The organism is Nevskia sp., assembly GCF_051860985.1.
GTDB lineage: Bacteria > Pseudomonadota > Gammaproteobacteria > Nevskiales > Nevskiaceae > Nevskia.
The window spans coordinates 123,638-147,576 of sequence record NZ_JBIMKV010000008.1 but is presented as its reverse complement, the minus strand read 5'-3'; the positions used below and the strand labels follow the sequence as shown (position 1 = coordinate 147,576).

18 protein-coding genes are annotated in these 23,939 nt (G+C 68.1%); 12 read left to right on the top strand and 6 right to left on the bottom strand.

Going from position 1 to position 23,939, the window contains the following annotated elements:
* Positions 1–14 precede the first annotated feature (14 nt).
* The 4 genes from ACTIGJ_RS10145 to def form a co-directional block, all read right to left on the bottom strand.
* Positions 15–2,084, bottom strand: coding sequence for a carbon starvation CstA family protein (locus ACTIGJ_RS10145; RefSeq protein ID WP_439640192.1), 2,070 nt, complete (start codon positions 2,082–2,084; stop codon positions 15–17).
* A gap of 109 nt (positions 2,085–2,193) precedes the next feature.
* The gene (locus tag ACTIGJ_RS10140) at positions 2,194–2,640 is read right to left on the bottom strand and encodes a PaaI family thioesterase (RefSeq protein ID WP_439640191.1); all 447 of its coding nucleotides are present in this window, start codon (positions 2,638–2,640) and stop codon (positions 2,194–2,196) included.
* Positions 2,641–2,647: 7 nt separating this feature from the next.
* Positions 2,648–4,561: a TadG family pilus assembly protein gene (locus ACTIGJ_RS10135; RefSeq protein WP_439640190.1), complete on the bottom strand. Its 1,914-nt coding sequence runs from the start codon at positions 4,559–4,561 to the stop codon at positions 2,648–2,650.
* 291 nt (positions 4,562–4,852) lie between these two features.
* Positions 4,853–5,359: a peptide deformylase gene (gene def, locus ACTIGJ_RS10130; RefSeq protein WP_439640189.1), complete on the bottom strand. Its 507-nt coding sequence runs from the start codon at positions 5,357–5,359 to the stop codon at positions 4,853–4,855.
* 126 nt (positions 5,360–5,485) lie between these two features.
* Here def and ACTIGJ_RS10125 point away from each other — a divergent pair, with 126 nt between their 5' ends.
* The 8 genes from ACTIGJ_RS10125 (at position 5,486) to ACTIGJ_RS10090 (ending at position 14,598) form a co-directional block, all read left to right on the top strand.
* Positions 5,486–6,697 (top strand): LysM peptidoglycan-binding domain-containing protein, encoded by a 1,212-nt coding sequence (locus ACTIGJ_RS10125; protein WP_439640188.1) that lies wholly within the window; start codon positions 5,486–5,488, stop codon positions 6,695–6,697.
* 35 nt (positions 6,698–6,732) lie between these two features.
* Entirely contained in the window at positions 6,733–7,857 is a 1,125-nt protein-coding gene (gene dprA, locus ACTIGJ_RS10120; RefSeq protein ID WP_439640187.1) for a DNA-processing protein DprA, read from the top strand.
* A gap of 70 nt (positions 7,858–7,927) precedes the next feature.
* Positions 7,928–8,395 carry a DUF494 family protein gene (locus ACTIGJ_RS10115; RefSeq protein WP_439640186.1) on the top strand — a complete coding sequence of 156 codons (468 nt, stop codon included), beginning with the start codon at positions 7,928–7,930 and terminating at the stop codon, positions 8,393–8,395.
* 134 nt (positions 8,396–8,529) lie between these two features.
* Entirely contained in the window at positions 8,530–11,025 is a 2,496-nt protein-coding gene (locus ACTIGJ_RS10110; protein ID WP_439640185.1) for a DNA topoisomerase I, read from the top strand.
* Between the two features lie 14 nt (positions 11,026–11,039).
* A complete protein-coding gene (locus tag ACTIGJ_RS10105) occupies positions 11,040–11,597 on the top strand; it encodes an L-threonylcarbamoyladenylate synthase (RefSeq protein ID WP_439640184.1) in 558 nt (185 codons plus the stop codon).
* 53 nt (positions 11,598–11,650) lie between these two features.
* Positions 11,651–12,571, top strand: a complete 921-nt coding sequence (gene hemF / locus ACTIGJ_RS10100) for an oxygen-dependent coproporphyrinogen oxidase (protein WP_439640183.1) — start codon at positions 11,651–11,653, stop codon at positions 12,569–12,571.
* Positions 12,572–12,909: 338 nt separating this feature from the next.
* Positions 12,910–13,848: a LysR substrate-binding domain-containing protein gene (locus ACTIGJ_RS10095; RefSeq protein WP_439640182.1), complete on the top strand. Its 939-nt coding sequence runs from the start codon at positions 12,910–12,912 to the stop codon at positions 13,846–13,848.
* Positions 13,849–13,860: 12 nt separating this feature from the next.
* Entirely contained in the window at positions 13,861–14,598 is a 738-nt protein-coding gene (locus ACTIGJ_RS10090; protein WP_439640181.1) for an EI24 domain-containing protein, read from the top strand.
* A 21-nt stretch (positions 14,599–14,619) separates the two neighbouring features.
* Here the strand turns inward: ACTIGJ_RS10090 and ACTIGJ_RS10085 are convergent, their stop codons facing one another.
* Positions 14,620–15,519 (bottom strand): LysR family transcriptional regulator, encoded by a 900-nt coding sequence (locus tag ACTIGJ_RS10085; protein WP_439640180.1) that lies wholly within the window; start codon positions 15,517–15,519, stop codon positions 14,620–14,622.
* A gap of 173 nt (positions 15,520–15,692) precedes the next feature.
* Between ACTIGJ_RS10085 and aceE the strand changes: the two genes are divergently transcribed.
* Genes aceE through ACTIGJ_RS10070 form a run of 3 tightly spaced genes read left to right on the top strand, consistent with a single transcriptional unit; the run spans position 15,693 to position 20,314 of the window.
* Positions 15,693–18,386, top strand: a complete 2,694-nt coding sequence (gene aceE, locus ACTIGJ_RS10080) for a pyruvate dehydrogenase (acetyl-transferring), homodimeric type (RefSeq protein ID WP_439640179.1) — start codon at positions 15,693–15,695, stop codon at positions 18,384–18,386.
* 4 nt (positions 18,387–18,390) lie between these two features.
* Positions 18,391–20,088: a dihydrolipoyllysine-residue acetyltransferase gene (gene aceF, locus ACTIGJ_RS10075; RefSeq protein WP_439640178.1), complete on the top strand. Its 1,698-nt coding sequence runs from the start codon at positions 18,391–18,393 to the stop codon at positions 20,086–20,088.
* A gap of 52 nt (positions 20,089–20,140) precedes the next feature.
* Positions 20,141–20,314, top strand: coding sequence for a hypothetical protein (locus ACTIGJ_RS10070; RefSeq protein ID WP_439640177.1), 174 nt, complete (start codon positions 20,141–20,143; stop codon positions 20,312–20,314).
* 48 nt (positions 20,315–20,362) lie between these two features.
* Here ACTIGJ_RS10070 and ACTIGJ_RS10065 read toward each other — a convergent pair whose 3' ends face one another.
* Positions 20,363–22,237, bottom strand: a complete 1,875-nt coding sequence (locus ACTIGJ_RS10065) for a M1 family metallopeptidase (RefSeq protein ID WP_439640176.1) — start codon at positions 22,235–22,237, stop codon at positions 20,363–20,365.
* Between the two features lie 69 nt (positions 22,238–22,306).
* Here ACTIGJ_RS10065 and ACTIGJ_RS10060 point away from each other — a divergent pair, with 69 nt between their 5' ends.
* Positions 22,307–23,938 (top strand): hypothetical protein, encoded by a 1,632-nt coding sequence (locus ACTIGJ_RS10060; protein WP_439640175.1) that lies wholly within the window; start codon positions 22,307–22,309, stop codon positions 23,936–23,938.
* The last annotated feature ends 1 nt before the right edge of the window (position 23,939 follow it).

Below are 23,939 nucleotides of genomic sequence, written 5' to 3'. Positions count from 1 at the left end.
TGGCATCCGGGACCTCAGGCGGCGGCCGGCGCATCGTCCACGGCCACGTACGGTGCTTCGCGGGCGGTGACCTCGCCGGACCGCAGACTTGCCCATGCGGTACGCACGGCCAGCAGGAAGACGATCACCACGACGCTGATGAACAGCAAGGCCAGCGTCGCGTCGATGCGGTCGTTGAGCACGATGCGGCTCATCTGCGCCAGCGACTTGGCCGGCGCCAGCACTTCGCCGTGGGCCAGTGCGGTGCCGAACTTGTCGGCATGGGCGAGAAAGCCGATGCGCGGATTGGCCGAGAACACCTTCAGCCAGCCGGCGTACAGGGTGCAGGTCAGCAGCCAGGTCATCGGCACAGCGGTGATCCACGCATAGCGGGCGCGCTTCATCTTGATCAGCACCACGGTGGCGAAGATCAGCGCGATGCCGGCCAGCATCTGGTTGGCGATGCCGAACAGCGGCCACAGCGTGTTGATGCCGCCGAGCGGATCGGTGACGCCCTGCATCAGGAACCAGCCCCAACCGGCGACGCACAGCGTGGTCGCCACCGCGTTCGCGGCCCAGCTGCGGGTGTTCTTCATCGGCGCGTAAAGGCTGCCGAGGAAGTCCTGGATCATGAACCGGCCGATGCGGGTGCCGGCGTCGATCGTGGTCAGGATGAACAGCGCTTCGAACAGGATCGCGTAGTGGTACCAGAAGGCCATCGAGGCCACGCTCGGCACCACCTGGTGCAGGATCATCGCCATGCCGACCGCCAACGTCGGCGCGCCGCCGGCCCGGCTCAGGATCGTGGTCTCGCCGATGTCCTTCGCGGTCTGCGTCAGCAGTTCCGGCGTCACCACGAAGCCCCACTGGGCAATCGCCGCAGCGGCGGTTTCGGCGCTGGTGCCGATCACGGCAGCCGGGGCGTTCATCGCGAAATAGATGCCGGGTTCGAGGATGCAGGCGGCGGTCAGCGCCATGATCGCCACGCTGGCCTCCATCAGCATCGAGCCGTAGCCGATCGGACGGGCATGGGCCTCGTTGGCCAGCATCTTCGGCGTGGTGCCGCTCGACACCATCGCGTGGAAGCCGCTGACCGCGCCGCAGGCGATGGTGATGAACAGGAACGGGAACAGCGGCCCGGCCCAGACCGGCCCGCTGCCGTCGATGAACGGCGTCACCGCCGGCATCTTCAGATCCGGCGCGGCGATCAGGATGGCGATCGCCAGCACGGCGATGGTGCCGATCTTCATGAACGTCGACAGGTAATCGCGCGGCGCCAGCAGCAGCCACACCGGCAGCACCGAAGCGGCGAAGCCGTAGGCGATCAGCATCCAGGTCAGGGTCGGCGCATCGAAGGTGAATGCCGCCGCCCAGTGCGGATCGGCGGCCACGGCGCCACCGGCGATCACCGAGGCGATCAGCAGCAGCACGCCGATCGCCGACACTTCGCCAACGTGGCCCGGCCGCAGGTAGCGGGCGTAGACGCCCATGAACAGGGCGATCGGGATGGTCGCGGCGACCGTGAACAGCCCCCAGGGGCTTTCCGCCAGCGCCTTGATGACGATCAGCGCCAGCACCGCGATCAGCATGATGGTGATCGCCAGGATGCCGCCCATCGCCACCATGCCGGCGACCGGGCCCAGTTCGCTCTTAATCATCTCGCCCATGCCACGGGCGTCGCGACGGGTCGACAGAAACAGCACCACGTAGTCCTGCACGGCACCGGCGAACACCACGCCGACCAGGATCCACAAGGTGCCCGGCAGATAGCCCATCTGCGCGGCCAGCACCGGGCCGACCAGCGGGCCGGCGCCGGCAATGGCGGCGAAGTGATGGCCGAACAGCACGGTGCGGTCGGTCGGCACGTAGTCGAGGCCGTCGTTGCGCAGCGCCGCCGGCGTCGCGCGGCGCGGGTCCACCTGCAGCGCCACGTCGGCGATGTAGCGGCTGTAGAAGCGGTAGCCGATCAGGAACACCGACGCGCTGGCCGCGATCAGCCACATCGCGCTGATGGTTTCGCCGCGCCGCAGCGCGACGGTGGCGAGGCAGGCGGCGCCGAAGATCGACAGCGCCAGCCACAGGGCGCGGCTCAACAGGGTGTTCATCGGATTCGGACAGACCTAGCGGGATCGAGGCAGCGTCCCGGACGGCGCTGCTGGCCGGCAAGATTCCGTGCTGCGCGCGGCCCGGTCAAGGCGGCGCACCGGCAGTTCCTTATGCTGGAAGCGCGTAGCTGCCGGTGGCGTGGGCGACCAGCGTGTCGTCGCCTTCGCTGTACATCAGCACCTCGACCATCGCCAGCCGCCGGCCGAGCTTGAGGATGCGGCCTTCGGCGATCACCGCCGCCGGCTTCGGGCGGCTCAGGAAGTTGATGTTGATGTTGGCGGTCACTGCCATCACCTGGTCGCCGATATGGGCCAGCACCACCGCGAACATCGCGGTGTCGGTGGCCAGCATCAGCACCGGCCCGGCCACGGTGCCGCCAGGACGGACCATCCAGGTCTCGTACGGCAGCCGCACGATCGCCAAGCCGGGGCCGATGTCGGTGACGCTGAAGCTGGCAAAGCTCGCCATCGGCAGCGCGTCGTAGATGATCTTCTCGACCGCAGCGGCGTCGAGCACCGGCAGCAGCGGCCGCGCGGAGGTTGGGCTTGCGCTCATGCAGGCATCAGGGGCAAAGGGCGGTGCCCGGCAGACAGGTCGAGATCAGTGTCGGTTGGCCGGTCTGCACCGCGTTCATGGTCACCGTGGCGGTGCCGAGTTGAATCCCGAGCAGCGCGAGCAGCGGATCGACCAGCGCCGTGGTCAGTCCGTTGACCAGATTCAGCAGCGGATTCAGCAAACCAACGATACCGTTGAGCAAATTCGAGACAAGGTCGGTCAGTACACCGACCAATCCGGTACCGGTCTGACTACTGGTGAGATCAAGACTGATATCGATTGTCGTCGGTGCCGAGATCGTCTGCGGGTTGGCAGCCACAGGCGCCTGCGGCGGCACGCCATCGGCTATGAACACCGGCTGCAGACGCGATCCGTCGACGGTTACCGGCGTGAATGCCACCACGGGATCCAGTGGCGCAGGCGCCGTCGCACCGACACCGACTCCGGTCAGCCCGAGGCCGACGCTCAGATTGGTGTTTCCCAGATTCAACAGGCACAGCCCGAGGGCGCCCACACATCTGGCGTCGATACCGACCGATGCAATCGGAAAGCTGTTGGTTGCCGTGTTCAATGCGGGAGCAGAAGAAGCCGCGCCAGTGAACGTGCCCACCGCGACGGTGGCGGTTGCGATCCGAGCGTCAAGATGGGCAACAGGATCGGAACGTCCGGACGTCGGGCATTCGAGCCGTTCAAGACTTGCTGCCCCCCCCGCCACTTCTACGTCGACTCCAAGGTTGAGCGGCGGAGGCACCACGACGACCGAGACATTGAGACCGAGCAGCGCGCCAACCAGGTTGAGAAGCCCATTCAGAAGATTATTGATGGCCCCCAGCAGCCCGTTCAGGATGCCGCCGGCCTCGATGCGGATCAGCAGGCGAATCTGCGCCGTTTTCGCTTCGGCCTGACCGGGGCGGCCGATGCCGAACTGCGGCGGCTCCAGCACGTTGATGAAGGTGGCGACATTGGCCACCCCCGGCACGCTCAGATTGATCGGCAGATTGATCGGCGTGACGCCGGTCGGATCGGCCACCGTGGCCTGGCCGGCGGCGATCAGCAGATCGAACAGGTTGACGATCGGGGTATCGCCGCCGAGGCCATCGACGACGCCGAGCAACTGGCCCAAGGGCACCTCGCGCGGGTTCGACGCGGCATTGGCCAGCCCCTGCACAAGCCCGACCACCGAACTGCTGGCGGTATCGCCCAGCGCACCGACCAGGCCACCGAGCAGTTCCGACAGGATCGGCGTCTGCGCCGCCAGGGTCAGCGGATCAGACAGGTCCTCCACCGACACACCGAGCGCCGTCGCCAGCTGGCCCAGCGAGATCTGCGTATTGACCAGACCCTGCGTGCCGCTGACCAGATTCAGCGACACGATCTTGTTCTGGCAGGTGACATCGCCCGGCGCGCACAGCAGCCCGCCGAGCAGGCCGTTGACGATGCCGCCGTTCAGCGACAGCAAGCCGGAACCGACGTTGAAGGTGCCGATCGCCGCCTGCTGCGCCGTCGCCGAGGCGTACAGATTGCCGGTGCCGAACACGGCGCCGAGCGGCCGCAGGAACGGCGCCGGCTGCGGCCGGGTCAGATTGATCCGCACCGCGTTGATCGTCGGATTGCCGTCCACCAGCGGCACGAAGCGGCGCAGGCCGCCGACCACATCGATGCGGCCCAGTTCGACGCCGGGGGAATCGTTGATTCCGGATGCCAGCAGCGCCGCCGCGCCGGCGGCGTCTCCGCGATTGTTGGCGGCGATGATGCGAATGACTTCAGCAGTGACGGCGGCCAGCTGGCCGGGCCGGCCATCGTTGGCGCAGCCGCTGGCGACCTGGGTCGCGGACAGCGCCGCCAGCGTCGCCTGCTTCTCGAGGTCGCGCTGGGCGTAGTAGAGCTGGCCGATGTTCAGCGCCAGCGCCAGGATCGGCACCAGCAGCAGCAGCGAGATGATCAGGAAAACGCCGGCCGCGCCGCGCTGCCGCGATCGCGGCGACGCTCGGCGCTGGGCGCGTTCGGACGAGGTCTGCACGGGATCGTGACTCCGGAAGGTCGGGAAGCGGGCCGCTGGAAGTGCCGGCCGCAGCAAATTAGAACCTAGTCACCGCAGCCGTGAAAGGCGCCGCCCGGATGCCTTGAGCCGGCGGCGGATGGACGGCCGGATTGCAGCGCCGAGCGGCGACGGCTGATGCAGCGTCGGGCCCCGGCGGGGCTCCCGGCGGCCTCAGCCGCCGACCGCCGCCTTCAGCTTGAGCATCTTCTTCTTGATCCGCTCGCGCTTCAGCGACGACAGGTAGTCGATGTAGAGCTTGCCGTCGAGGTGGTCGATCTCGTGCTGCACGCACTGCGCCATCAGCCCTTCGCAATCCAGCTCGAACGGCTGGCCGTGACGGTCCAGCGCCCGCACCCGCAGCCGGTTGAAGCGCTCGATGGTGTCGCGGATATCCGGGACCGACAGGCAGCCTTCTTCCATTTCCTGCCGCTCATCGGTCGACAGGATCTCCGGGTTGATCAGCACCATAGGCTCGGTCTTCGCTTCCGAGCAGTCCATCACCGACAGCCGCAGCAGCACGCCACACTGGTTGGCGGCAAGGCCGACGCCGGGGGCGTCGTACATGGTGTCGAACAGGTCGTCGATCAGCTTCTGCAGCTTGTCGTCGAACACGGTGACCGGCTTGGTCTTCTGGCGAAGACGCGGATCGGGATGGGTGAGGATCGGGAGAAGAGCCATGATGGACGACCTGCAGCATTGACGTAAGAGATCGACGACAACCAGGTGTCCCGGCAGGTTTGAGCGTCGGCATTCATGCCAGAATCCGGCGTCCGTCGAAGGGGCCGCACGAGAGTACTCGCCGCCATGTGGAAGTATAGCGCCTCGCCATTTCGGCTCCCGCGCCGCCGCCCGGCCCCGCTGGCCGCGTTCGCGCTGGCCACTGGCGCCCTAGCCGGCTGCGCGGCGACGCCGCCCGTCTCCGATGGCGCGCCGGTGGCACCCAGCATCGTGCCGGCATCGACCGCCGCCACCCGGCCCGCGCCGGCCGTCGCCACGCCGCTGGCCGACCTGCAGGCTGCGACTGCGGCCGCCGGCACGGTGGCGCTGCGCGAGGACGCGCCGCTGCGCTATGTCGTCAAGCGCGGCGATACGCTGTGGGACATCGCCGGCCATTTCCTGCGCGACCCCTGGCAGTGGCCGGAGCTGTGGTACGGCAATTCGCAGGTCCGCAATCCGCACCGCATCTACCCCGGCGACGTGCTGACGCTGGTCAGCATCGACGGCCGCACCCGGCTGGTCAGCGACGGGCCGCTGGAACGGCTGTCGCCGCAGGTCCGCGAGGAAGCGCTTGACACGGCGCTGCCGGCAATCCCGATCGAGGCGATCCGCAATTTCCTGCGCGGCCCCCGGCTGGTGACGCTGGAGGAAACCGAACGCGCGCCGTATGTCGTCGCTTTCGTCGACGAACGTCTCGCGGTCGGCGCCAACAGCGACATCTATGTGCGGAACCTGGCCGCCCCGGCGGCCGACCGCTACGCCGTGGTGCGGGTCGGCGAGCCGTACCGGGATCCGGACACCCGCAAGCTGATCGGTTACGAGGCGATTCCGGCCGGCGAGGCGGAGCTGCGCGCCCCCGACCTGCCACCCGGCAACCCGGCAGTGATGCGGGTCACCCAGTCGAGCCGCGAAGTGCTGATCGCCGACCGCCTGCTGCCGATCGAAGCGGAAAGCTTCGAGGCCCATTTCTATCCGCACGCCCCGCAGTCTGCGGTCAACGGCCGGATCATCTCGGTGTTCGACGGGCTGTCGCAGATCTCGCAGTACCAGATCGTCGCGCTCAACCGGGGCACCGAGCACGGCATCGATCCGGGCACCGTGCTCGACATCCTGCAGGCCGGCCGGGTGGTCGCCGACCCCTACACCCGGGAGGCCGTGCCGCTGCCTGACCAGTACGCCGGCGTGCTGATGGTGTTCAAGGTCACGCCCCGGCTCAGTTACGCGCTGGTGATGAATGCGACCCGGCCGCTGCACGTGCTCGACAAGGTCGTCCGGCCATCGCCGTCGGCCCGGCGCTGATGCGAGCCTGAAGGCCAGCGGCAAGGACGCCGCCCATGACCGACCACCCGCTTCCCACGCTTGCCCGCCTCTGCCTGCTCCGGGTACCGGGGCTCGGGCCGGCGCGGCAGCGCGCCCTGCTGCGCCGCTTCGGCAGCGCCGAAGCGATTCTGGCCGCCGGACCCAAAGCCTGGGCCGACGCCGGCTGCAGCGAACCGCTGATCGCCGGGCTGTCAGCACCGGACCGGGCCGCCGCCGAGCGCGACCTGCAATGGCTCGGCCGTTCGCCGCAGCACCATTTCATCGCCGACGACGATGCCCGCTATCCGGCCCGGCTGCGGTCCATCGCCGGCGCGCCGGTGGCGCTATTCGCGATCGGCGATCCCAGCCTGCTCGACGAGCCGCAGCTGGCCATCGTCGGCGCCCGGGGTGCCTCGAGCCAGGGGCGTGAAAACGCCCGTGCCTTTGCCGATGCCGCCAGCCGCATCGGTCTGCTGGTGACCTCGGGGCTGGCGCTCGGCATCGACGCGGCCGCCCATGCCGGCGCGCTCGACAGCGGCGCCGCCACGGTCGCGGTCTGCGGCAACGGGCTCGATCGCATCTATCCGCCACGGAATCAGGCGCTCGGCGAGCGCATCGCCGCCTGCGGCGTGCTGCTGTCGGAGTACCCGCCCGGGACGGTGCCCCGGCCGCAACATTTTCCGCAGCGCAACCGGATCATTTCCGGCCTGAGCCTCGGCGTGCTGGTGGTCGAGGCGCAGCTCGGCTCCGGCTCGCTGATCACCGCACGGCTGGCTGCCGAGCAGGGCCGCGAGGTGTTCGCCCTGCCCGGCTCGATCCACAACCCGCTGGCGCGCGGCTGTCACGCGCTGATCCGCGACGGCGCCGCGCTGGTCGAAAGCATCGACGACATCGTCGCGGCGCTGGCGCCGCAGTTGCGTCCGCTGCTGCCGACGCCGGCGAGTGCGACGGCAGCGACGGTCGAGTTGCCGGTGGACGACCCGCTGCAACGACGGCTGCTGGCGCAGCTCGGCGACAGCCCGGTCAGCCTCGACCAGCTGGCCGCGCAGCTGTCTTCCGGGGTCGCGGAACTCGGCGCGGCGCTGCTGGGTCTGGAGCTGGAAGGCCGCATCGAGGCCCTGCCCGGCGATCGTTTCGTCCGCCTGCATCGCCGCGTTTGAGGCGCTACACTGAGTCGGAGGCAGTTCGTCAACAACTGCACGCGCCTGGTCCCGGCGCATGTGAGAGCGCATGAAAGAGACCCTGCTCGATGTACTGATGTACCTCTTCGAGAACTACCAGGACGGCGAGTTCTCCGACTCCGACAACCAGGAAAACCTGCGGGTGGAGCTGTCCGCCGCCGGCTTCCCCGATGAAGAAGTGGCGCACGCATTCGCCTGGCTCGACGGCCTTGCGAACCAGCGCAATGCGCCGAGCCTCCGAGGTCGCACCGACACGCTGCGGCTGTACGCGCCGCAGGAGCAGGAGCGGCTGTCGGCCGAGTGTCGTGGCTTTCTCCTTTATCTGGAGCAGCTCGGCATCCTCAACAGCGAGAGCCGCGAACTGGTCATCGAACGCCTGCTGGCCTTCGAGGACGAGATCGACATCGAGCGCGTCAAATGGGTCTGTCTGCTGGTGCTGATCAACCAGCCGGGCTCCGAGGAAGCGGCCGTCCACCTCGAAGACATGGTCTATTACCACGGCGAATTCCTGCACTGACACGCCGCCGGGCGCACCTGCCCGGCGCTGCTGCGCGACAGCCGCCGTACTAGCCACTGGCAAGCTCTTTGCCGTATAAGCTGCCGCTCCACGCGTCACCGGGACGCGGGACAGGTGTGGGACACGCGGCGTCAATGAGCAAGAATCTGGTCATCGTCGAATCGCCCGCGAAGGCGAAGACGATCAAGAAGTACCTGGGCAAGGACTACGAAGTGCTGGCTTCTTATGGCCATGTGCGCGACCTCGTGCCCAAGGACGGCGCGGTCGACGTCACGCGCGGCTTCGAGATGAAGTACCAGCTGATCGACAAGAACCAGAAGCACGTCAACGCCATCGTTGCCGAGCTCAAGCGCTCCGACAACCTGTTCCTCGCCACCGACCCTGATCGCGAAGGCGAAGCGATTTCCTGGCACCTGCTCGAGCATCTGAAAGAGAAGGGGCTGGTCAAGAACAAGCCGGTCAAGCGCGTCGTCTTCTACGAGATCACGCCGCGTGAAGTGCAGCGCGCGATCGACGAAGGCCGCGACGTCGCCCAGGACCTGGTCAATGCCCAGCAGGCCCGCCGCGCACTCGATTACCTGGTCGGCTTCAACCTGTCGCCGCTGTTGTGGCGCAAGGTCGGGCCGGGGCTGTCGGCCGGCCGCGTGCAGAGCCCGGCGCTGCGCCTGATCTGCGAGCGCGAGGAAGAGATCCGCGCCTTCAAGCCGCAGGAATACTGGACGCTCGACGCCCGCGCCGAAAAGGACGGCACTGCGTTCAATGCCCGCCTGCTGGAGTTCGATGGACTGAAGGTCGAGCAGTTCACGCTCGGCAACGAAGGTTCGGCCGAAGCCGCGAAGCGGGCGATCGCCGAAGCGGCCAAGGGTGTACTCAAGGTCGCCAAGGTCGAGAAGAAGCAGCGCAAGCGCACGCCCGGCCCGCCGTTCACCACCTCGACCCTGCAGCAGGACGGCAACCGCAAGCTCGGCTTCACGGCCCAGCGCACGATGCGCACCGCGCAGCAGCTCTATGAAGGTGTCGACATCGGCGGCGAGACCGTTGGCCTGATCACCTACATGCGTACCGACGCGGTGAACCTGGCGCAGGACGCCCTGGTGGAACTGCGCGATGCGATCATCAAGCGCTACGGCGCGGCGGCTGCGCTGCCCGAGCCGCGCTACTACAAGACCAAGTCGAAGAACGCGCAGGAAGCGCACGAAGCGATTCGTCCGACCTCGTTCCTGCGCAGCCCCGAGGCAGTGGCCAAGTACCTGACGCCGGATCAGGCGCGTCTCTATGACCTGATCTGGAAGCGCACCGTCGCCTGCCAGATGCAGCCGGCGGTATTCGACACCGTGGCCGCCGAACTACGCGCCAGCGCCGACCACGCCTTCAAGGCCAATGGCCAGGTGCTGGTCGAGCCAGGCTTCCTCGCCGCCTATGGCATCGCCGTCGACGACGAGAACGAGGCCAAGGAAGACGACGAGAAGCGTCTGCCGCCGCTGGAAGTCGGCGACGTCGTCACGCTGCTCGAACTGCTGCCCGAGCAGCACTTCACCCAGCCGCCACCGCGCTTCACCGAAGCCAGCCTGGTCAAGACGCTCGAGGAATACGACATCGGCCGCCCGTCGACCTATGCCTCGATCATCTCGACCCTGCAGGCCCGCGACTACGTGCGCCTCGACGGCAAGGCGTTCACGCCGACCGACGTCGGCATGATCGTCAACCGCTTCCTGACCGAGCACTTCACCCGCTACGTCGACTACGAATTCACCGCCAAGCTCGAAGACGATCTCGACGCCGTGTCGCGCGGCGAACAGGCCTGGGTGCCGCTGCTGGCGAAGTTCTGGGGCATCTTCAAGCCGATGGTCGACGAGAAGATGGAACTGTCGCGCTCGGAAGTGTCCGAGACGCGCACCATCGGCATCGACCCTGCCAGCGGCAAGCCGGTCACTGCCCGCCTCGGCCGCTACGGGCCGTACGTGCAGATCGGCGCTCGCGTCGAGGAAGGCGACACCACCTCCGAGAAGCCGCGCTACGCAAGCCTCCGGGGCAACCAGCGCATCGACACCATCACGCTTGAAGAGGCGATGGAGCTGTTCAAGCTGCCGCGCAAGCTGGGTGCGATGCCGAACGGCGACGAGGTCGAGGTCAACATCGGCCGCTTCGGGCCGTATGCGCGCCACGGCAAGAGCTTCGTGTCGCTGAAGAAGGACGACGATCCCTACACGATCGAGCTGCCGCGCGTTATCGAGCTGATCGAGCAGAAGGCCGCCGCGCTGGACGCTGCGACCATCAGGACCTTCGACGGTACCGGCATCCGCATCATCAAGGGGCGTTTCGGGCCGTACATCACCGACGGCACGCGCAAGGCGCCGATTCCGCGCACCCGCGACGCCGAGAAGCTCAGCGTCTTCGAATGCGAGGCCTACCTCGCTGAAGCCGAAGCCGCCAAGCCGGCCAAGAAGGGCGCCAAGAAGAAGGCCGCTGCCAAGAAAGCTGCACCGGGCACCGATGACGCCGTGGTGGTCAAGAAGGCCGCCGTGAAGCGCGCGCCGGCCAAGAAGGCGGCCGCGAAGAAGAAGGCGACCAAGAAGGCAGCGCGTGCGCCGACGCTGACCAAGCGCACCGTCTACGCCAAGAAGGGCTGAAGGGTTTCGCCACCATGCTGAACGCAAGCAAGCTGGCACTGGCTGGTCGTCTGATGCGCACCGGCGGCGTCGTCGTCTACCCGACCGAAGCGGTCTGGGGCATCGGCTGCGACCCGCAGAACCGTCGGGCGGTCGAGCGGCTGCTGAAGATCAAGAACCGCGAATGGCAGAAGGGCCTGATCCTGATCGGCTCGACCCTGGAGATGATCGAGCCATACATCGAAGTGCCGTCGCGGATGGCCTGGCGGCGCGCCACGGCGACCTGGCCCGGCGCTTCCACCTGGGTGTTTCCGGCCAGCGAGCACTGCCCGCTGTGGATCAGCGGCGATCGCGACACCGTGGCCGTACGGGTCACCGCGCATCCGGTCGCGGCCAGGCTCTGCGATGCGTTTGGTGGGGCCATCGTGTCGACCAGCGCCAACCGCGCCGGCGATCCGCCGGCAGCAAGCCCGGGCGCGGCGCGCATCCACCTGCGCAACCAGTTCGACCTGCTGGTGCCCGGCGCCCTCGGCGGGCTCGACCGGCCGACTATCATTCGCGACGCCACCAACGGCAACATCCTGCGGCGCTGAGCCGGAAGCACGTCTAGCGCGCGCCGCGCCCACGCCGCACTACACTTCGGCGCATGACCAAGACTGAAACGCCCCGTCCGAAGGACGTCGAAACCTATCTCCGCAGCCTGCAGGACCGCATCTGCGCCGAAGTCGAGCGCATCGACGGCCGCGCGAAATTCCTTCGCGATGCCTGGCAGCGCGATGAGGGCGGCGGCGGCGAATCCCGGGTGCTGGCCGATGGCGCGGTGTTTGAACGCGCCGGCGTCAATTTCTCCGACATCCGCGGCACCCGGTTGCCGCCGGCGGCGACCGCCGCGCGGCCGGAACTGGTCGGCCGTGGCTTCCGGGCGATGGGCGTGTCGCTGGTCTTCCATCCGCGCAATCCCTATGCGCCGACCGTGCACGCGAACGTCCGCTTCCTGATCGCGGAGAAAGAGGGCGAGGAGCCGGTCTGGTGGTTCGGCGGCGGCTTCGATCTGACACCGTACTACGGCTTCACGGAAGACGCCGTGCACTGGCACTCGACCGCCCGCGACGCCTGCGCGCCGTTCGGCCCGGAGGTGTTCGGCAAGCTGAAAGCGCAGTGCGACGACTACTTCTTCCTCAAGCACCGCAACGAGCCGCGCGGCATCGGTGGCCTGTTCTACGACGACTGGACGGTCGGCGGCTTCGAGGCCAGCTTCGCGCTGATGCGGAGCGTCGGCGATCACTTCTTGCCGGCCTATGTGCCGATCGTCGAGCGCCGGCTCGGCATGCCGTACACGCAGCGCGAGCGCGACTGGCAGCTGTACCGGCGCGGCCGTTACGTCGAGTTCAACCTGGTCTGGGATCGCGGCACCCTGTTCGGGCTGCAGTCCAAGGGCCGCATCGAATCGATCCTGATGTCGATGCCACCGCTGGTGGCCTGGCACTACAACCACCAGCCCGAACCCGGCAGCCCGGAAGCGGCGTTCCTGGCCGACTTCCTGCGGCCGCGCGACTGGCTGGCCTGACATCGCAGCGCCACGCGCCCTGCGCCGGCAGCGTCCCGCTGCCGCGCCGCCCGCCGGCAGGCGGCTGATCCCGGCCTCGGTCTGCTTCGGCCTGGCCGGCTTCGGCGGCCTGTCCGGCTTTGCTGCGGCCGCCAGCGGCCAGCACGGGCTGGCGCTGATCGCCTACGGCATCACCGCACTCGGCGTGCTGGCCTGCCTGCTGTCGATCGTCCATGCCGTCGTGCAGCGGCTGCGGCAGCTGCTTGGCTGATCGACGGCAGCCTGCGACGGTCTAGAATCCGGCCCATCCGGCAGACGCCCGCAGCGGCGTCCGGCGCCCGCTCCCGTACCGATCGCCCATGACGCTGACCGAACTCCGCTATCTCGTGAACCTCGACAAGGAGCGCCATTTCTCGCGCGCCGCCGAGCGTTCTTTCGTCTCCCAGCCCACCTTGTCGGTGGCGCTGAAGAAGCTCGAGGACGAACTCGGCGTGACGCTGTTCGAGCGCATCCGCGGCGAAGCCAAGCCGACGCCGGTGGGCGCGCGGATCATCGAGCAGGCGCGCAAGGTGCTGGCCGAGGCCAAGCGCGTCGAAGACATCGCCCGCGAAGGCAAGGACGAGCTGGTCGGGAGCTTGCGGCTGGGCGCCATCTACACGGTCGGCCCTTACGTGCTGCCGACCCTGGTGCCGCTGATGCGCGACGCCGCACCGCTGATGCCGCTGATGATCGAGGAGAACTTCACCGGCGTGCTGCTCGAACAGCTGCGCGACAACGAGCTGGACGTCGCACTGCTGGCGCTGCCGATCGACCTGCAGGGCCTGTCGGCCTGGCCGATCTACGACGAGGAATTCGTGGTCATGCTGCCGCCCGGTCACCGCTGGGCGGCACTGCCGAACCTGCCGGCCAAGAAGCTGGCCGAAGAGCACCTGCTGCTGCTCGGCCCCGGTCACTGCTTCCGCGAACAGGTGATCGCCGCCTGCCCGAAGTGCGTGACCGCCGAAGGCGACGGGCCGCGGCCGGTGACCGGCAGCTCGATCGAGACGATCCGCTACATGGTCGGCTCCGGGCTCGGCATCACGGTGATGCCGAACGGCTCGATCGCCAACCGGCCGCCGGAGCCGAACCCGCTGCCGACCGTGCCGTTCGCGGCACCGGCACCGGGCCGCACCATCGGCATGGTCTGGCGGCGCAGCTTCCCGCGCCTGGCCGCGATCCGTGCGCTGCGCGACGGCATCCTCGCGTCCGGCATCAAGGGCGTGAAGCCGCTGCCGGATGCCGAACCGCAGCATCCCTGACGAGACCGCCCCATGTTCCAGGCCCTGATCGACGCCACCCGCAGCCAGTTCCAGGGCCGCATGCTCGGCCTCGTGCTGTGGCCGCTGGTCGGCTCCCTGCTGCTGTGGACGGTGCTGCTGATCCTGTTCTGGTCGCAGGGCATGGCGGCGCTGCGCAGCTTCGCGGAGTACCAGCCGGTCGATGCCTTCCTGAACGAATGGGGCATCTCGTGGATCGTCGGCGCGCTGACGCTGATCGTGATCTTCCTGTTCCTGCCGACCTTGGTGGCGGCGACGGCGATCTTCATCACCTCGGTGTTCGCGATGCCGGTCATGGTCGAGCACATCGCCCGCACCGAGTACCCCGAACTGGCGCGCGGCCGCTTCGGCAGCACCTGGGGCAGCGTCGCCAACAGCCTGGGCGCGCTGCTGGTCTACCTCGTGCTGTGGGTGATCGCGCTGCCGCTGTGGCTGATCGTGCCGTTCGCTTTCCTGATCCCGATCGCGCTGGCCGGCTACCTCAACGACCGCGTGTTCCGCTACGACGCGCTGGCGGAACACGCCACCGCCGAGGAATACCAGGAAATTCTTCGCCGCCACGGCAGCCCGCTGTTCGGGCTCGGCGTGGTGGCGGCGCTGATCCAGCTGATTCCGATCGTCAACCTGATCTCGCCGGTCTACTCCGGCCTTGGCTTCATCCATTTCGCGCTCGGCGAACTGCGCCGGCTGCGGGCCGAGCGGCCCGGCGCGCTGCTGATGCCGCGCGGCTGATTCCGGCACCCGCCGGCCGACCTACAGCCCCATCCGCCTGGCGACCGCGCGCGCCAGCGCCACCATGTTGCGCACCGTCGCCGACTCATCGCCGCGCCGGTAGACCAGGCTCATGCGCGCTTTTGGTGCATCGCCGACGATCCGCCGGTAGGCCACGCCGTCGGAATGGATCTGCTGCATTGAGGCCGGCACCAGCGACACGCCGAGGCCGGCGGCAACCAGGTTGACGATCGACGTCACCTGCGAGGCTTCCTGGCCGATGCGCGGGCTGAAGCCGGCGCGCCGGCAGGCGGCAAGGATGTCGTCGTACAGCCCGGCACCGACCGGCCGCGAAAACAGCACGAAGGCTTCCGCCTTCAGCTGCTCGACGCGCAGCTCCGGCTCGGCGGCCAGCCGGTGCGCCTGCGGCAGCGCGATCAGCACGTCCTCGTCGAACAGCGCTTCGCTGACCAGGTCGGGCTCGTCGCCCAGCAGCGGCCGGACGAAGGCGACATCGAGCTGATCCGCCAACACAGCGGCGGCCAGCAGTGGCGTCGAGTTCTCGTCCAGCGACAGCGCCACCTCCGGATACTGCTGGCCGTACTCGCGCAGCACGCGCGGCACGAACGGGTGGAACGGCGCCGAATTGATCATGCCGACGCCGATGCGGCCGAGATCGCCGCGGGCGACTCTGCGGGCGTGGTCGGTGGCGCGCTGGACGTGGGCCAGGATCGCCCGCGCGTCATCGAGAAAGCCGCGTCCGGCATCGGTCAGGGTCACAGTGCGCGCCTTGCGCTCGAACAGCGGCGTGCCGATTTCCGTTTCCAGCGCGCGGATCTGCTGGCTCAGCGGCGGCTGCTCCATGCCCAGCCGCTTCGCGGCACGCGTGAAGTGCAGCTCATCGGCCACGGTGACGAAATAGCGCAGGTGTCGCAGCTCCATGATAGGTACTCAGAAAGTATTGAAAGTGCTTGTTACATATATTGGACGTATCGAATAGCCCGGTCTAATGTCCGCGCCTCAGGTCGGCTGCTGGCCGACATCGTTGGGCGGACGGCATCGGCGCATCATCGGGATGCCGATGGAACGCCCGCCCTCACAGGATTGCGACTGCCATGACCGGACCCACAAGCTCTCCCCCGCCCGTCGTCGCCGACCGGGACCCGCAGGAAACCCGCGAATGGCTGGAGGCGCTCGCGGCCGTGCTGGAACGCGAAGGCCCGGAGCGCGCGCATTTCCTGCTCGAAGCGCTGCAGGAGAAGGCGCGCCTGAGCGGCGCCTACATCCCGTTCTCGCCGAACACCGCCTACGTCAACACCATTCCGCCGCACCTGGAGGAGCGTTCGCCGGGCGACCACGCGCTGGAGTGGAAGATCCGCTCGATCATCCGCTGGAACGCGATGGCGATGGTCATCAACGCCAACCGCGAGCACTCCGGCATCGGCGGCCACATCGCCAGCTTCGCCAGTGCTGCGACGCTCTACGACGTCGGCTTCAACCATTTCTGGAAAGGCCCGGACCACGCTGACGGCGCCGATCTCGTCTACTTCCAGGGTCATTGCACGCCGGGCATCTACGCCCGCGCCTTCCTTGAAGGCCGCCTGAGCGAAGACCAGGTCCGCCATTTCCGCATGGAAACCGAGGGCAAGGGCCTGCCGTCGTATCCGCATCCGTGGCTGGCGCCGGAGCTGTGGCAGTTCGCCACCGTCAGCATGGGCCTCGGCCCGATCCAGGCGATCTACCAGGCACGCCTGATGAAGTACCTGGAGAACCGTGGCCTGATGAAGCCGAGCGGCCGCAAGGTCTGGTGCTTCTGCGGCGACGGCGAGATGGACGAGCCGGAAAGCCTGGGCGCGATCGACATCGCCGCGCGCGAGAAGCTCGACAACCTGGTGTTCGTCGTCAACTGCAACCTGCAGCGCCTCGACGGCCCGGTGCGCGGCAACGGCAAGATCATCCAGGAGCTCGAAGGCGTGTTCCGGGGCGGCGGCTGGAACGTCATCAAGGTGATCTGGGGCGGTCTCTGGGACGGCCTGCTGGCGGCCGACCGCTCGGGTCAGCTGGTCAAGGTCATGAACGAGACCGTCGACGGCGAGTACCAGAACTACAAGGCCAAGGGCGGCAAGTACACGCGCGAGCACTTCTTCGCCAAGCATCCGGAAACGCTGAAGCTGGTGTCGACGATGTCCGACGAGGACATCGGCCAGCTGAACCGCGGCGGTCACGATCCGCACAAGATCTACGCCGCCTACGCCGCCGCCTCGAAGCACGTCGGCACGCCAACGGTGATCCTCGCCAAGACCGTCAAGGGCTATGGCATGGGCGAAGCCGGCGAAGGCCAGAACATCACCCACCAGCAGAAGAAGATGGGCGAGGACGCGCTCCGCGCCTTCCGCGACCGCTTCCGGCTGCCGATCTCCGACGATCAGATCAAGGACACGCCGTTCTACCGGCCGGCCGATGACTCGCCGGAAATCCAGTACCTGAAGGCGCGCCGCGCCGCCCTGGGCGGCTGCCTGCCGTCGCGCCGCGCCGTCGGCGAGTCGCTGGAAATCCCGGGCCTGTCGATCTTCGACCGCCTGCTGGCAGCGACCGGCGAACGCGAGATCTCCACCACCATGGCCTTCGTGCAGGCACTGCAGATGCTGCTGCGCGACAAGAAGATCGGCCCGCGCATCGTGCCGATCGTGCCGGACGAGGCGCGCACCTTCGGCATGGAAGGCATGTTCCGCCAGCTCGGCATCTATTCGGTGGTCGGCCAGAAGTACAAGCCGGAAGACGCCGACCAGCTCGCCTTCTACAAGGAAGACGTCAAGGGCCAGGTGCTGGAGGAAGGCATCACCGAATCGGGCGCGATGAGCTCCTGGATCGCGGCCGCCACCAGCTACTCGAACCACGGCGTGTCGCTGCTGCCGTTCTACATCTTCTATTCGATGTTCGGCTTCCAGCGCGTCGCCGATCTCTGCTACGCGGCCGGCGACATGCGGGCACGCGGCTTCCTGCTCGGCGGCACGGCGGGGCGCACCACGCTGAACGGCGAAGGCCTGCAGCACGAGGACGGCCACAGCCACCTCGCCGCCGCCACCATTCCGAACTGCCGCGCCTACGATCCGGCCTACGCCTACGAAGTGGCGGTGATCCTGTCCGAAGGCATGCGCCGCATGTACCCGTCAGACGGCAGCCCGCAGAAGGACGAGTACTACTACCTGACCCTGCACAACGAGAACTACGCGCATCCGGCGATGCCGGCCGGCGTCGAAGCCGGGATCATGAAGGGCCTGTACCTGCTCAGCGCCTGCGAAAAGCCGGCGAAGCTGCACGTGCAGCTGCTCGGTTCCGGCTCGATCCTGCGCGAGGTGATCGCCGCCGCCGCGCTGCTGAAGGCCGACTGGGGCGTGACCAGCGATGTCTGGAGCGCGCCGAGCTTCAACGAGCTGGCCCGCGACGGCCGCGATGCCGAACGCTGGAACCTGCTGCATCCGAACGAGGACGCGCGCGTGCCGTACGTCACCGAGGTGCTGACCGGCATGAGCGGCCCGGCGATCGTCGCCACCGACTACATGAAGGCTTATCCGGAGCAGATCCGCCCGTTCGTGCCGATGCCGTTCCATGTGCTCGGCACCGATGGCTACGGCCGCAGCGATTCGCGCGAGGCGCTGCGCAACTTCTTCGAGGTCGACCGCCGCTGGATCACCGTCAAGGCGCTCAGCGCGCTGGCCGACCTGAACCAGCTGCCGCGCGCGAAGGTCGCCGCCGCCATCAAGAAGTACGGCCTCGATCCGTCCAAGCCCAACCCGGTCACCGTCTGAAGCCATGGCAAGCGAACTGAAAGTCACGGTCCCCGACATCGGGGATTACAAGGACGTGCCGGTCATCGAAGTGCTGGTTGCCGTCGGCGATACCGTCGAGAAAGACCAGGCGATCGCCACGCTGGAATCGGACAAGGCCACGCTCGACGTGCCGGCGCCGGAAGCGGGCGTGGTGAAGTCGATCGCCATCAAGGTCGGCGACCGCGTGTCGATGGGCCATGCCGTGCTGGTGCTGGAAACCGCCAGCGCCGAACCTGCGGCGGCGGCAGCAGCACCGACCGCTGCACCAGCGGCACCGGCGAAGCAAGCCGCGCCGGCAAGCGCTGCCGCTGCACCGGCGCCTGCGCCTCCGCCAGCAGCGGCCGAAGCGCCGCCCGCAGCGGCAGCGGCGGCACCGATCGCGGTCACCATCCCGGACATCGGCGATTACAAGGACGTGCCGGTGATCGAGGTGCTGGTCGCCGATGGCGATACGGTCGAGAAGGACCAGACGCTGGTGGTGCTGGAGTCGGACAAGGCAACGCTCGACGTGCCGGCCCCGGCGGCCGGCGTCGTCAGCGGCCTGGTCATCAAGGTTGGCGACAAGGTGGCGATGGGCAGCGCGGTCTGCACGCTGACCGGTGCCGGCGCGGCTGCTGCCGCCCCCGCCGCGAAGGCTGAAGCCCCGGCACCGGCCGTCAAGGCCGAAGCGCCAGCCGCCGCACCGGCGCCGGCCGAGTCCGCCGCCAAGCCGGCAGCCACCGCTGCCGAGCCGCCCGCTCCGGCAACCGCCGACGGCAATGCCGCAGTGCCCTACGCCAGCCCGTCGATCCGCAAGTTCGCCCGCGAACTGGGCGTCGATCTGGCCCGGGTCAGCGGCAGCGGGCCGAAAGGCCGGATCACCCAGGAAGACGTGCAGGGCTACGTCAAGAAGGCGCTGAGCAGCCCGCCTCCGGCAGCAGCCGCAGCGGCATCCGGCGGCGCCGGCATCCCGCCGATTCCGGCGGTCGACTTCGCGCAGTTCGGGCCGATCGACACCAAGCCGCTGGCGCGCATCCGCAAGATTTCGGCGGCGCACCTGCACCGCGCCTGGCTGAACATTCCGCACGTCACCCAGACCGACGAAGCCGACATCACCGAACTGGAAGCCTTCCGCAAGGAGATGTCCGACGAAAGCGCGAAAGGCGGCGGCCCGAAGCTGACCCTGCTGCCGTTCATGATGAAGGCGGTGGCCAAGGTGCTGGACGCCTATCCGGAGTTCCGCGCCTCGCTGTCGCCGGACGGCGAAAGCCTGATCCAGAAGCACTACACGCACATCGGCTTCGCGGCTGACACGCCGAACGGGCTGGTGGTGCCGGTGGTGCGCGATGTCGACAAGAAGACCATCACCCAGCTGGCGATCGAAACCGGCGAGCTGGCCAAGAAGGCGCGCGACGGCAAGCTGACCGGCGCCGACATGAAGGGCGGCGTGTTCTCGATCTCAAGCCTCGGCGGTATCGGCGGCAGCCACTTCACGCCGATCGTCAACGCGCCGGAAGTCGGCATCCTCGGCGTGTCGAAGGCGGTGGTGAAGCCGGTCTGGGACGGCAAGGCCTTCCAGCCTCGGCTGATGGTGCCGCTGTCGCTCAGCTACGACCACCGGGTGATCGATGGCGCCTATGCGGCCCGCACCATCGTGCTGCTCGGCAAGCTGCTCGGCGATATCCGGCGGCTGGCGCTCTGACGTCCGGGGCTCCGGCGTCTCGGTACTGGCGCGCAGCGGTAAACTGCACGCCATGAGCAACGAACCGCCAAAGAAGAAATCCGCCGCCGAGATCCTCAAGGATGCGCTGGCGGCGAAGAAAGCCGCAGGTCCGAATGGCGGCGGCAAGCTGCGCCCGGTGATGGATACCGGCAAGGGCAACAAGGACGCCGAGCGCCTGAAGGGCATGTCGCGCAAGGTGCACTGAACCCGGCAGCCGGCTCGCCCCGGCGCCCCATACCGGGGCGAAGCTGCATCAGCTGCCCTTGAGAATCCGCTCCACCGCCTGCTGGGCGATCGGGTGATAGCCCGGGCCCAGCTTCGCGAAGAGCGCCCGCGCCTGGACACGGCCGGCATCGGTAGTGGCCAGCGCCCGGTAGATCGGGCTGATCAGCTTCATGCGGCCGACCCGGCCGAGGTACTCGGTCATCGCCGGCAACACCATCGCCACCTGGCCGCTGCCGACGGCCAGCGCGTACCAGTGGCTGGCGATGATCGCGTTGCCGCTGCCGGTCAGCTTGAAGGCGGCATCCAGTTCCTTGAGCTGCGCGGCGGTGACGGTCTTCGGGAAGCCTTCGAAAAAGTGCTCCCACTGATGCACGGTCCACTGGCCGGCGCCCATCGCGGTGATCGGCGTCTGGCCGGCCAGCCAGCGATCACGTGCGGCATCGACCTGGGTCAGCCCGTCGGACACCGCGTAGACGGCATCGGACGGCATGGCCGGCTGCGACACCCAGGCATCGATCTGCGCCGGGGTCACCGCACCCGGCCGGGTCTTGAGCAGACGCTCGTCGAGATAGGCCAGGAACTGCTCGCTGGTCGCGCTCTGGAACGCGTGGCTGTCAAACCAGCCGCGCAGGAAGGCATCGAAGGCTTCGCGACCGAATTTCGATTCCAGATAGACGAGGAACAGCGCGCCGCGCTGGTAGGGAATGCTGCTGAACACTTCGTCGGGATCGCGTGACGGAAAGCCGCGCTTGAGCTTGCGATCTTCATCGGAGGCCGCCTGCGCCAGCGCCTCGCGCAGCTCGGCCACGCCGATCACCCGCTCCATGTCGCCGCGCGCCTTGCCGAACTGCGCTTCGGTCAGCCGGAAGGTCAGGTATTCGGTAAAGCCCTCGTTGAGCCAGAAGTCTTCCCAGGTGGCATTGGTCACCAGGTTGCCGGACCAGCTGTGGGCCAGCTCGTGGGCGATCAGCGACACCAGCTGGCGATCGCCGGTGATGATGGTCGGCGTGACGAAGGTCAGCCGCGGGTTTTCCATGCCGCCGTACGGGAAGCTCGGCGGCAGCACCAGCAGGTCGTAGCGGCCCCAGCGGTACGGGCCGAACAGCTTTTCGCACAGCGCGACGGTGGTTTCGGTGTCGGCGAATTCCCAGGCGGCGGCCTTCAGGGTCGCCGGTTCGGCGTAGACGCCAGTGCGCGGACCGGTGCTCTGGAAGGCGAGATCGCCGACTGCAATCGCGATCAGGTAGCTCGGGATCGGCTGCGGCATCTTGAACGTCCAGTAGCCGGCGGCGTCGGGTGCGTCCGACATCTCCGCGCTCATCACCGCGCGCAGGCCCTTCGGCGTCTTCACGCGTGCCTCGTAGGTGGTGCGCACGGCTGGCGAATCCTGCAATGGAATCCAGCTGCGGGCGTGGATCGCCTGCGATTGCGAGAACAGGAACGGCTGTTTCTTGCCGGCGGTCTGCGCGGCTTTCAGCCATTGCAGGCCGAACGCTTCCGGCCGCGTCGCGTAGCGGATACGGACGCGCGTGGCCTGCGGCGGCAAGGTGACCGTCAGCGCCTGGCCAAGCACGGCATCGTTGTCGCCCAGCACGAAGCGTGTGGCGGTCCAGGTCTTGCCATCGGCGCTGGCCTCGGCGGCCTGCACGTCGAGCGCGCGGCTGTCGAGCACCAGACGATCGGCATCGGCCTTCAGCCGTTCGAAGCGGATCTCCACGCGCCCCTTCAGCCGCGAGGTCGCGAAGTCGACGTCGAGATCGAGCGCCAGATGGGTGCTGCGCACCTCGCTGCTGTTGGCGTGGGAATGCGGGTCGACGATCTCGCCGGCCAGTACGGGATTCAGCATCGTCGAGACACCCAGGGTCAGGGCTGCGCCGGCAGCGCGGAGGAAGGCGAAGGACATGAGGGTTTACGCAGATTCGGGGACCGGACGATGATACGAAAGTCCCCGCCCGGCCCTTTCCATCGCCCGATGCGTCCTGCCATCCGAACGCTGCTGCTGTGCAGCGCCCTGCTGGCCGCCAGTGCCTGCAGCCATCTTCCCTTTCGCGGTGCGGACAGCGCCGCCGCCCGCTTGGACACCCGCGTGATGACGCTCAACGAGATCGGCGAGCAGTACCTGCGGCTGGTGCTGGCGCTGGGCGAACACGATGCCGACCTGGTCGACGCCTATTACGGCCCGGCCGCGCTGCGCGACGAGGTCCGCCGGCAGGCGCTCAGCCCGGCCCAGATCGAGCAGGCCGCGCAAAAGCTGCTGGCCGCCGTGGACGGCGCCGACAGCCCGCAGTTCCAGACCCGGCCGGAGAAGGTCGGCCTGCGGCGCAGCTATCTGGTCAAGCAGCTGGCGGCACTCGTGGCCCGCGCGCAGATGCTGCAGGGCACACGCTTCCGCTTCGACGACGAGGCCCGCGCGCTGTACGACAGCGTGGCGCCGCACTACCAGGAAGCCGACTTCGCGCCGATCCTGGCGCGGATCGAAAAGCGGCTGCCGGTCGAGAAAGGCGACGCCAAGCGCACGCTGACCGAGCGCTACAACCGCTATCTCGACCGTTACGCGGTGCCGGCTGCGAAGCTCGAAAAGGTCATGGCACTGGCGCTGGACGAGGCCCGCACGCGCAGCTACCAGCACCTGCCGATGCCGATCGGCGAACACGTCGAACTGGCTCTGGTCAGCGGCAAGCCGTGGAGCGCCTACAACTGGTACCAGGGCCGGCTGCGGAGCCGCATCGAGATCAATACCGAGCTGCCGATTCCGGTGGCGCGCGTCATCGAACTGGCCGCGCACGAGGGTTATCCGGGCCACCACGTCTATAACGCGCTGCTGGAGAACGGGCTGGTGATCGGTGAGCAATGGCCGGAGTTCACCGTCTACGCGCTGTTCTCGCCGCAATCCCTGATCGCCGAAGGCACGGCCGATTTCGGCGTCGGCCTCGCCTTCCCCGGCAAGGATCTGCTGGCCTTCACCCGCCAGCTGTTCAAGGCCGCCGGGTTCAAGCCGGCCGAGGCGGCGCGCTATCTGGAGATCGTCGAGGCCGCGCAGGCGCTGAAGCCGGCCGGCATCGAAGCCGCACGGCGCTATCTGGACGGCGCCACCAGCGCTGAGGACACCGTGGCTTGGATGCAGCGCTTCCTGCTGTATTCCCCGGAGCGCGCCGCGCAGCGCCTGAAGTTCATCGAGAAGTACCGCGCCTACATCATCAATTACAGCTGGGGCGAGGCGCTGGTGCGCGGCCACGTCGAACGGCACGGCAATGCCAGGGCCGGCTCGCCGGAACAGTGGCAGCAGTTCTTCCAGCTGATCTCGATGCCGCGCACGCCGTCGATGCTGCTGGCGGAACCGCTGGCCAACGCGACCACGGCCGGCCAGCCGCAACCGACGTCGAGGTCAAAGTCGAAGCCCAAGGTGGCCGACGTCAACGACCTCGCCGACTTCGATCGCTACATCGCCACCCGGCCGACCGTAGCCGCGTTCCAGCAGCGCTATCCCACGGTATTCGTGGTGCTGCCCGGCTCCATCGCCACCCGCGAGCTCCGCCACGACCGCAGCCGCTACTTCGTGGAACTGGACTCGCAGGGACGCATCATCGCCGGCCACTTCGGCTGAC

Excerpts from the sequence above, each read along its gene's own strand:
- ACTIGJ_RS10145 (WP_439640192.1), bottom strand. The coding sequence starts at position 2,084 with ATGAACACCCTGTTGAGCCGCGCCCTGTGGCTGGCGCTGTCGATCTTC.
- ACTIGJ_RS10140 (WP_439640191.1), bottom strand. The coding sequence starts at position 2,640 with ATGAGCGCAAGCCCAACCTCCGCGCGGCCGCTGCTGCCGGTGCTCGAC.
- def (WP_439640189.1), bottom strand. The coding sequence starts at position 5,359 with ATGGCTCTTCTCCCGATCCTCACCCATCCCGATCCGCGTCTTCGCCAG.
- ACTIGJ_RS10125 (WP_439640188.1), top strand. The coding sequence starts at position 5,486 with ATGTGGAAGTATAGCGCCTCGCCATTTCGGCTCCCGCGCCGCCGCCCG.
- dprA (WP_439640187.1), top strand. The coding sequence starts at position 6,733 with ATGACCGACCACCCGCTTCCCACGCTTGCCCGCCTCTGCCTGCTCCGG.
- ACTIGJ_RS10115 (WP_439640186.1), top strand. The coding sequence starts at position 7,928 with ATGAAAGAGACCCTGCTCGATGTACTGATGTACCTCTTCGAGAACTAC.
- ACTIGJ_RS10110 (WP_439640185.1), top strand. The coding sequence starts at position 8,530 with ATGAGCAAGAATCTGGTCATCGTCGAATCGCCCGCGAAGGCGAAGACG.
- ACTIGJ_RS10105 (WP_439640184.1), top strand. The coding sequence starts at position 11,040 with ATGCTGAACGCAAGCAAGCTGGCACTGGCTGGTCGTCTGATGCGCACC.
- hemF (WP_439640183.1), top strand. The coding sequence starts at position 11,651 with ATGACCAAGACTGAAACGCCCCGTCCGAAGGACGTCGAAACCTATCTC.
- ACTIGJ_RS10095 (WP_439640182.1), top strand. The coding sequence starts at position 12,910 with ATGACGCTGACCGAACTCCGCTATCTCGTGAACCTCGACAAGGAGCGC.
- ACTIGJ_RS10090 (WP_439640181.1), top strand. The coding sequence starts at position 13,861 with ATGTTCCAGGCCCTGATCGACGCCACCCGCAGCCAGTTCCAGGGCCGC.
- ACTIGJ_RS10085 (WP_439640180.1), bottom strand. The coding sequence starts at position 15,519 with ATGGAGCTGCGACACCTGCGCTATTTCGTCACCGTGGCCGATGAGCTG.
- aceE (WP_439640179.1), top strand. The coding sequence starts at position 15,693 with ATGACCGGACCCACAAGCTCTCCCCCGCCCGTCGTCGCCGACCGGGAC.
- aceF (WP_439640178.1), top strand. The coding sequence starts at position 18,391 with ATGGCAAGCGAACTGAAAGTCACGGTCCCCGACATCGGGGATTACAAG.
- ACTIGJ_RS10070 (WP_439640177.1), top strand. The coding sequence starts at position 20,141 with ATGAGCAACGAACCGCCAAAGAAGAAATCCGCCGCCGAGATCCTCAAG.
- ACTIGJ_RS10065 (WP_439640176.1), bottom strand. The coding sequence starts at position 22,237 with ATGTCCTTCGCCTTCCTCCGCGCTGCCGGCGCAGCCCTGACCCTGGGT.
- ACTIGJ_RS10060 (WP_439640175.1), top strand. The coding sequence starts at position 22,307 with ATGCGTCCTGCCATCCGAACGCTGCTGCTGTGCAGCGCCCTGCTGGCC.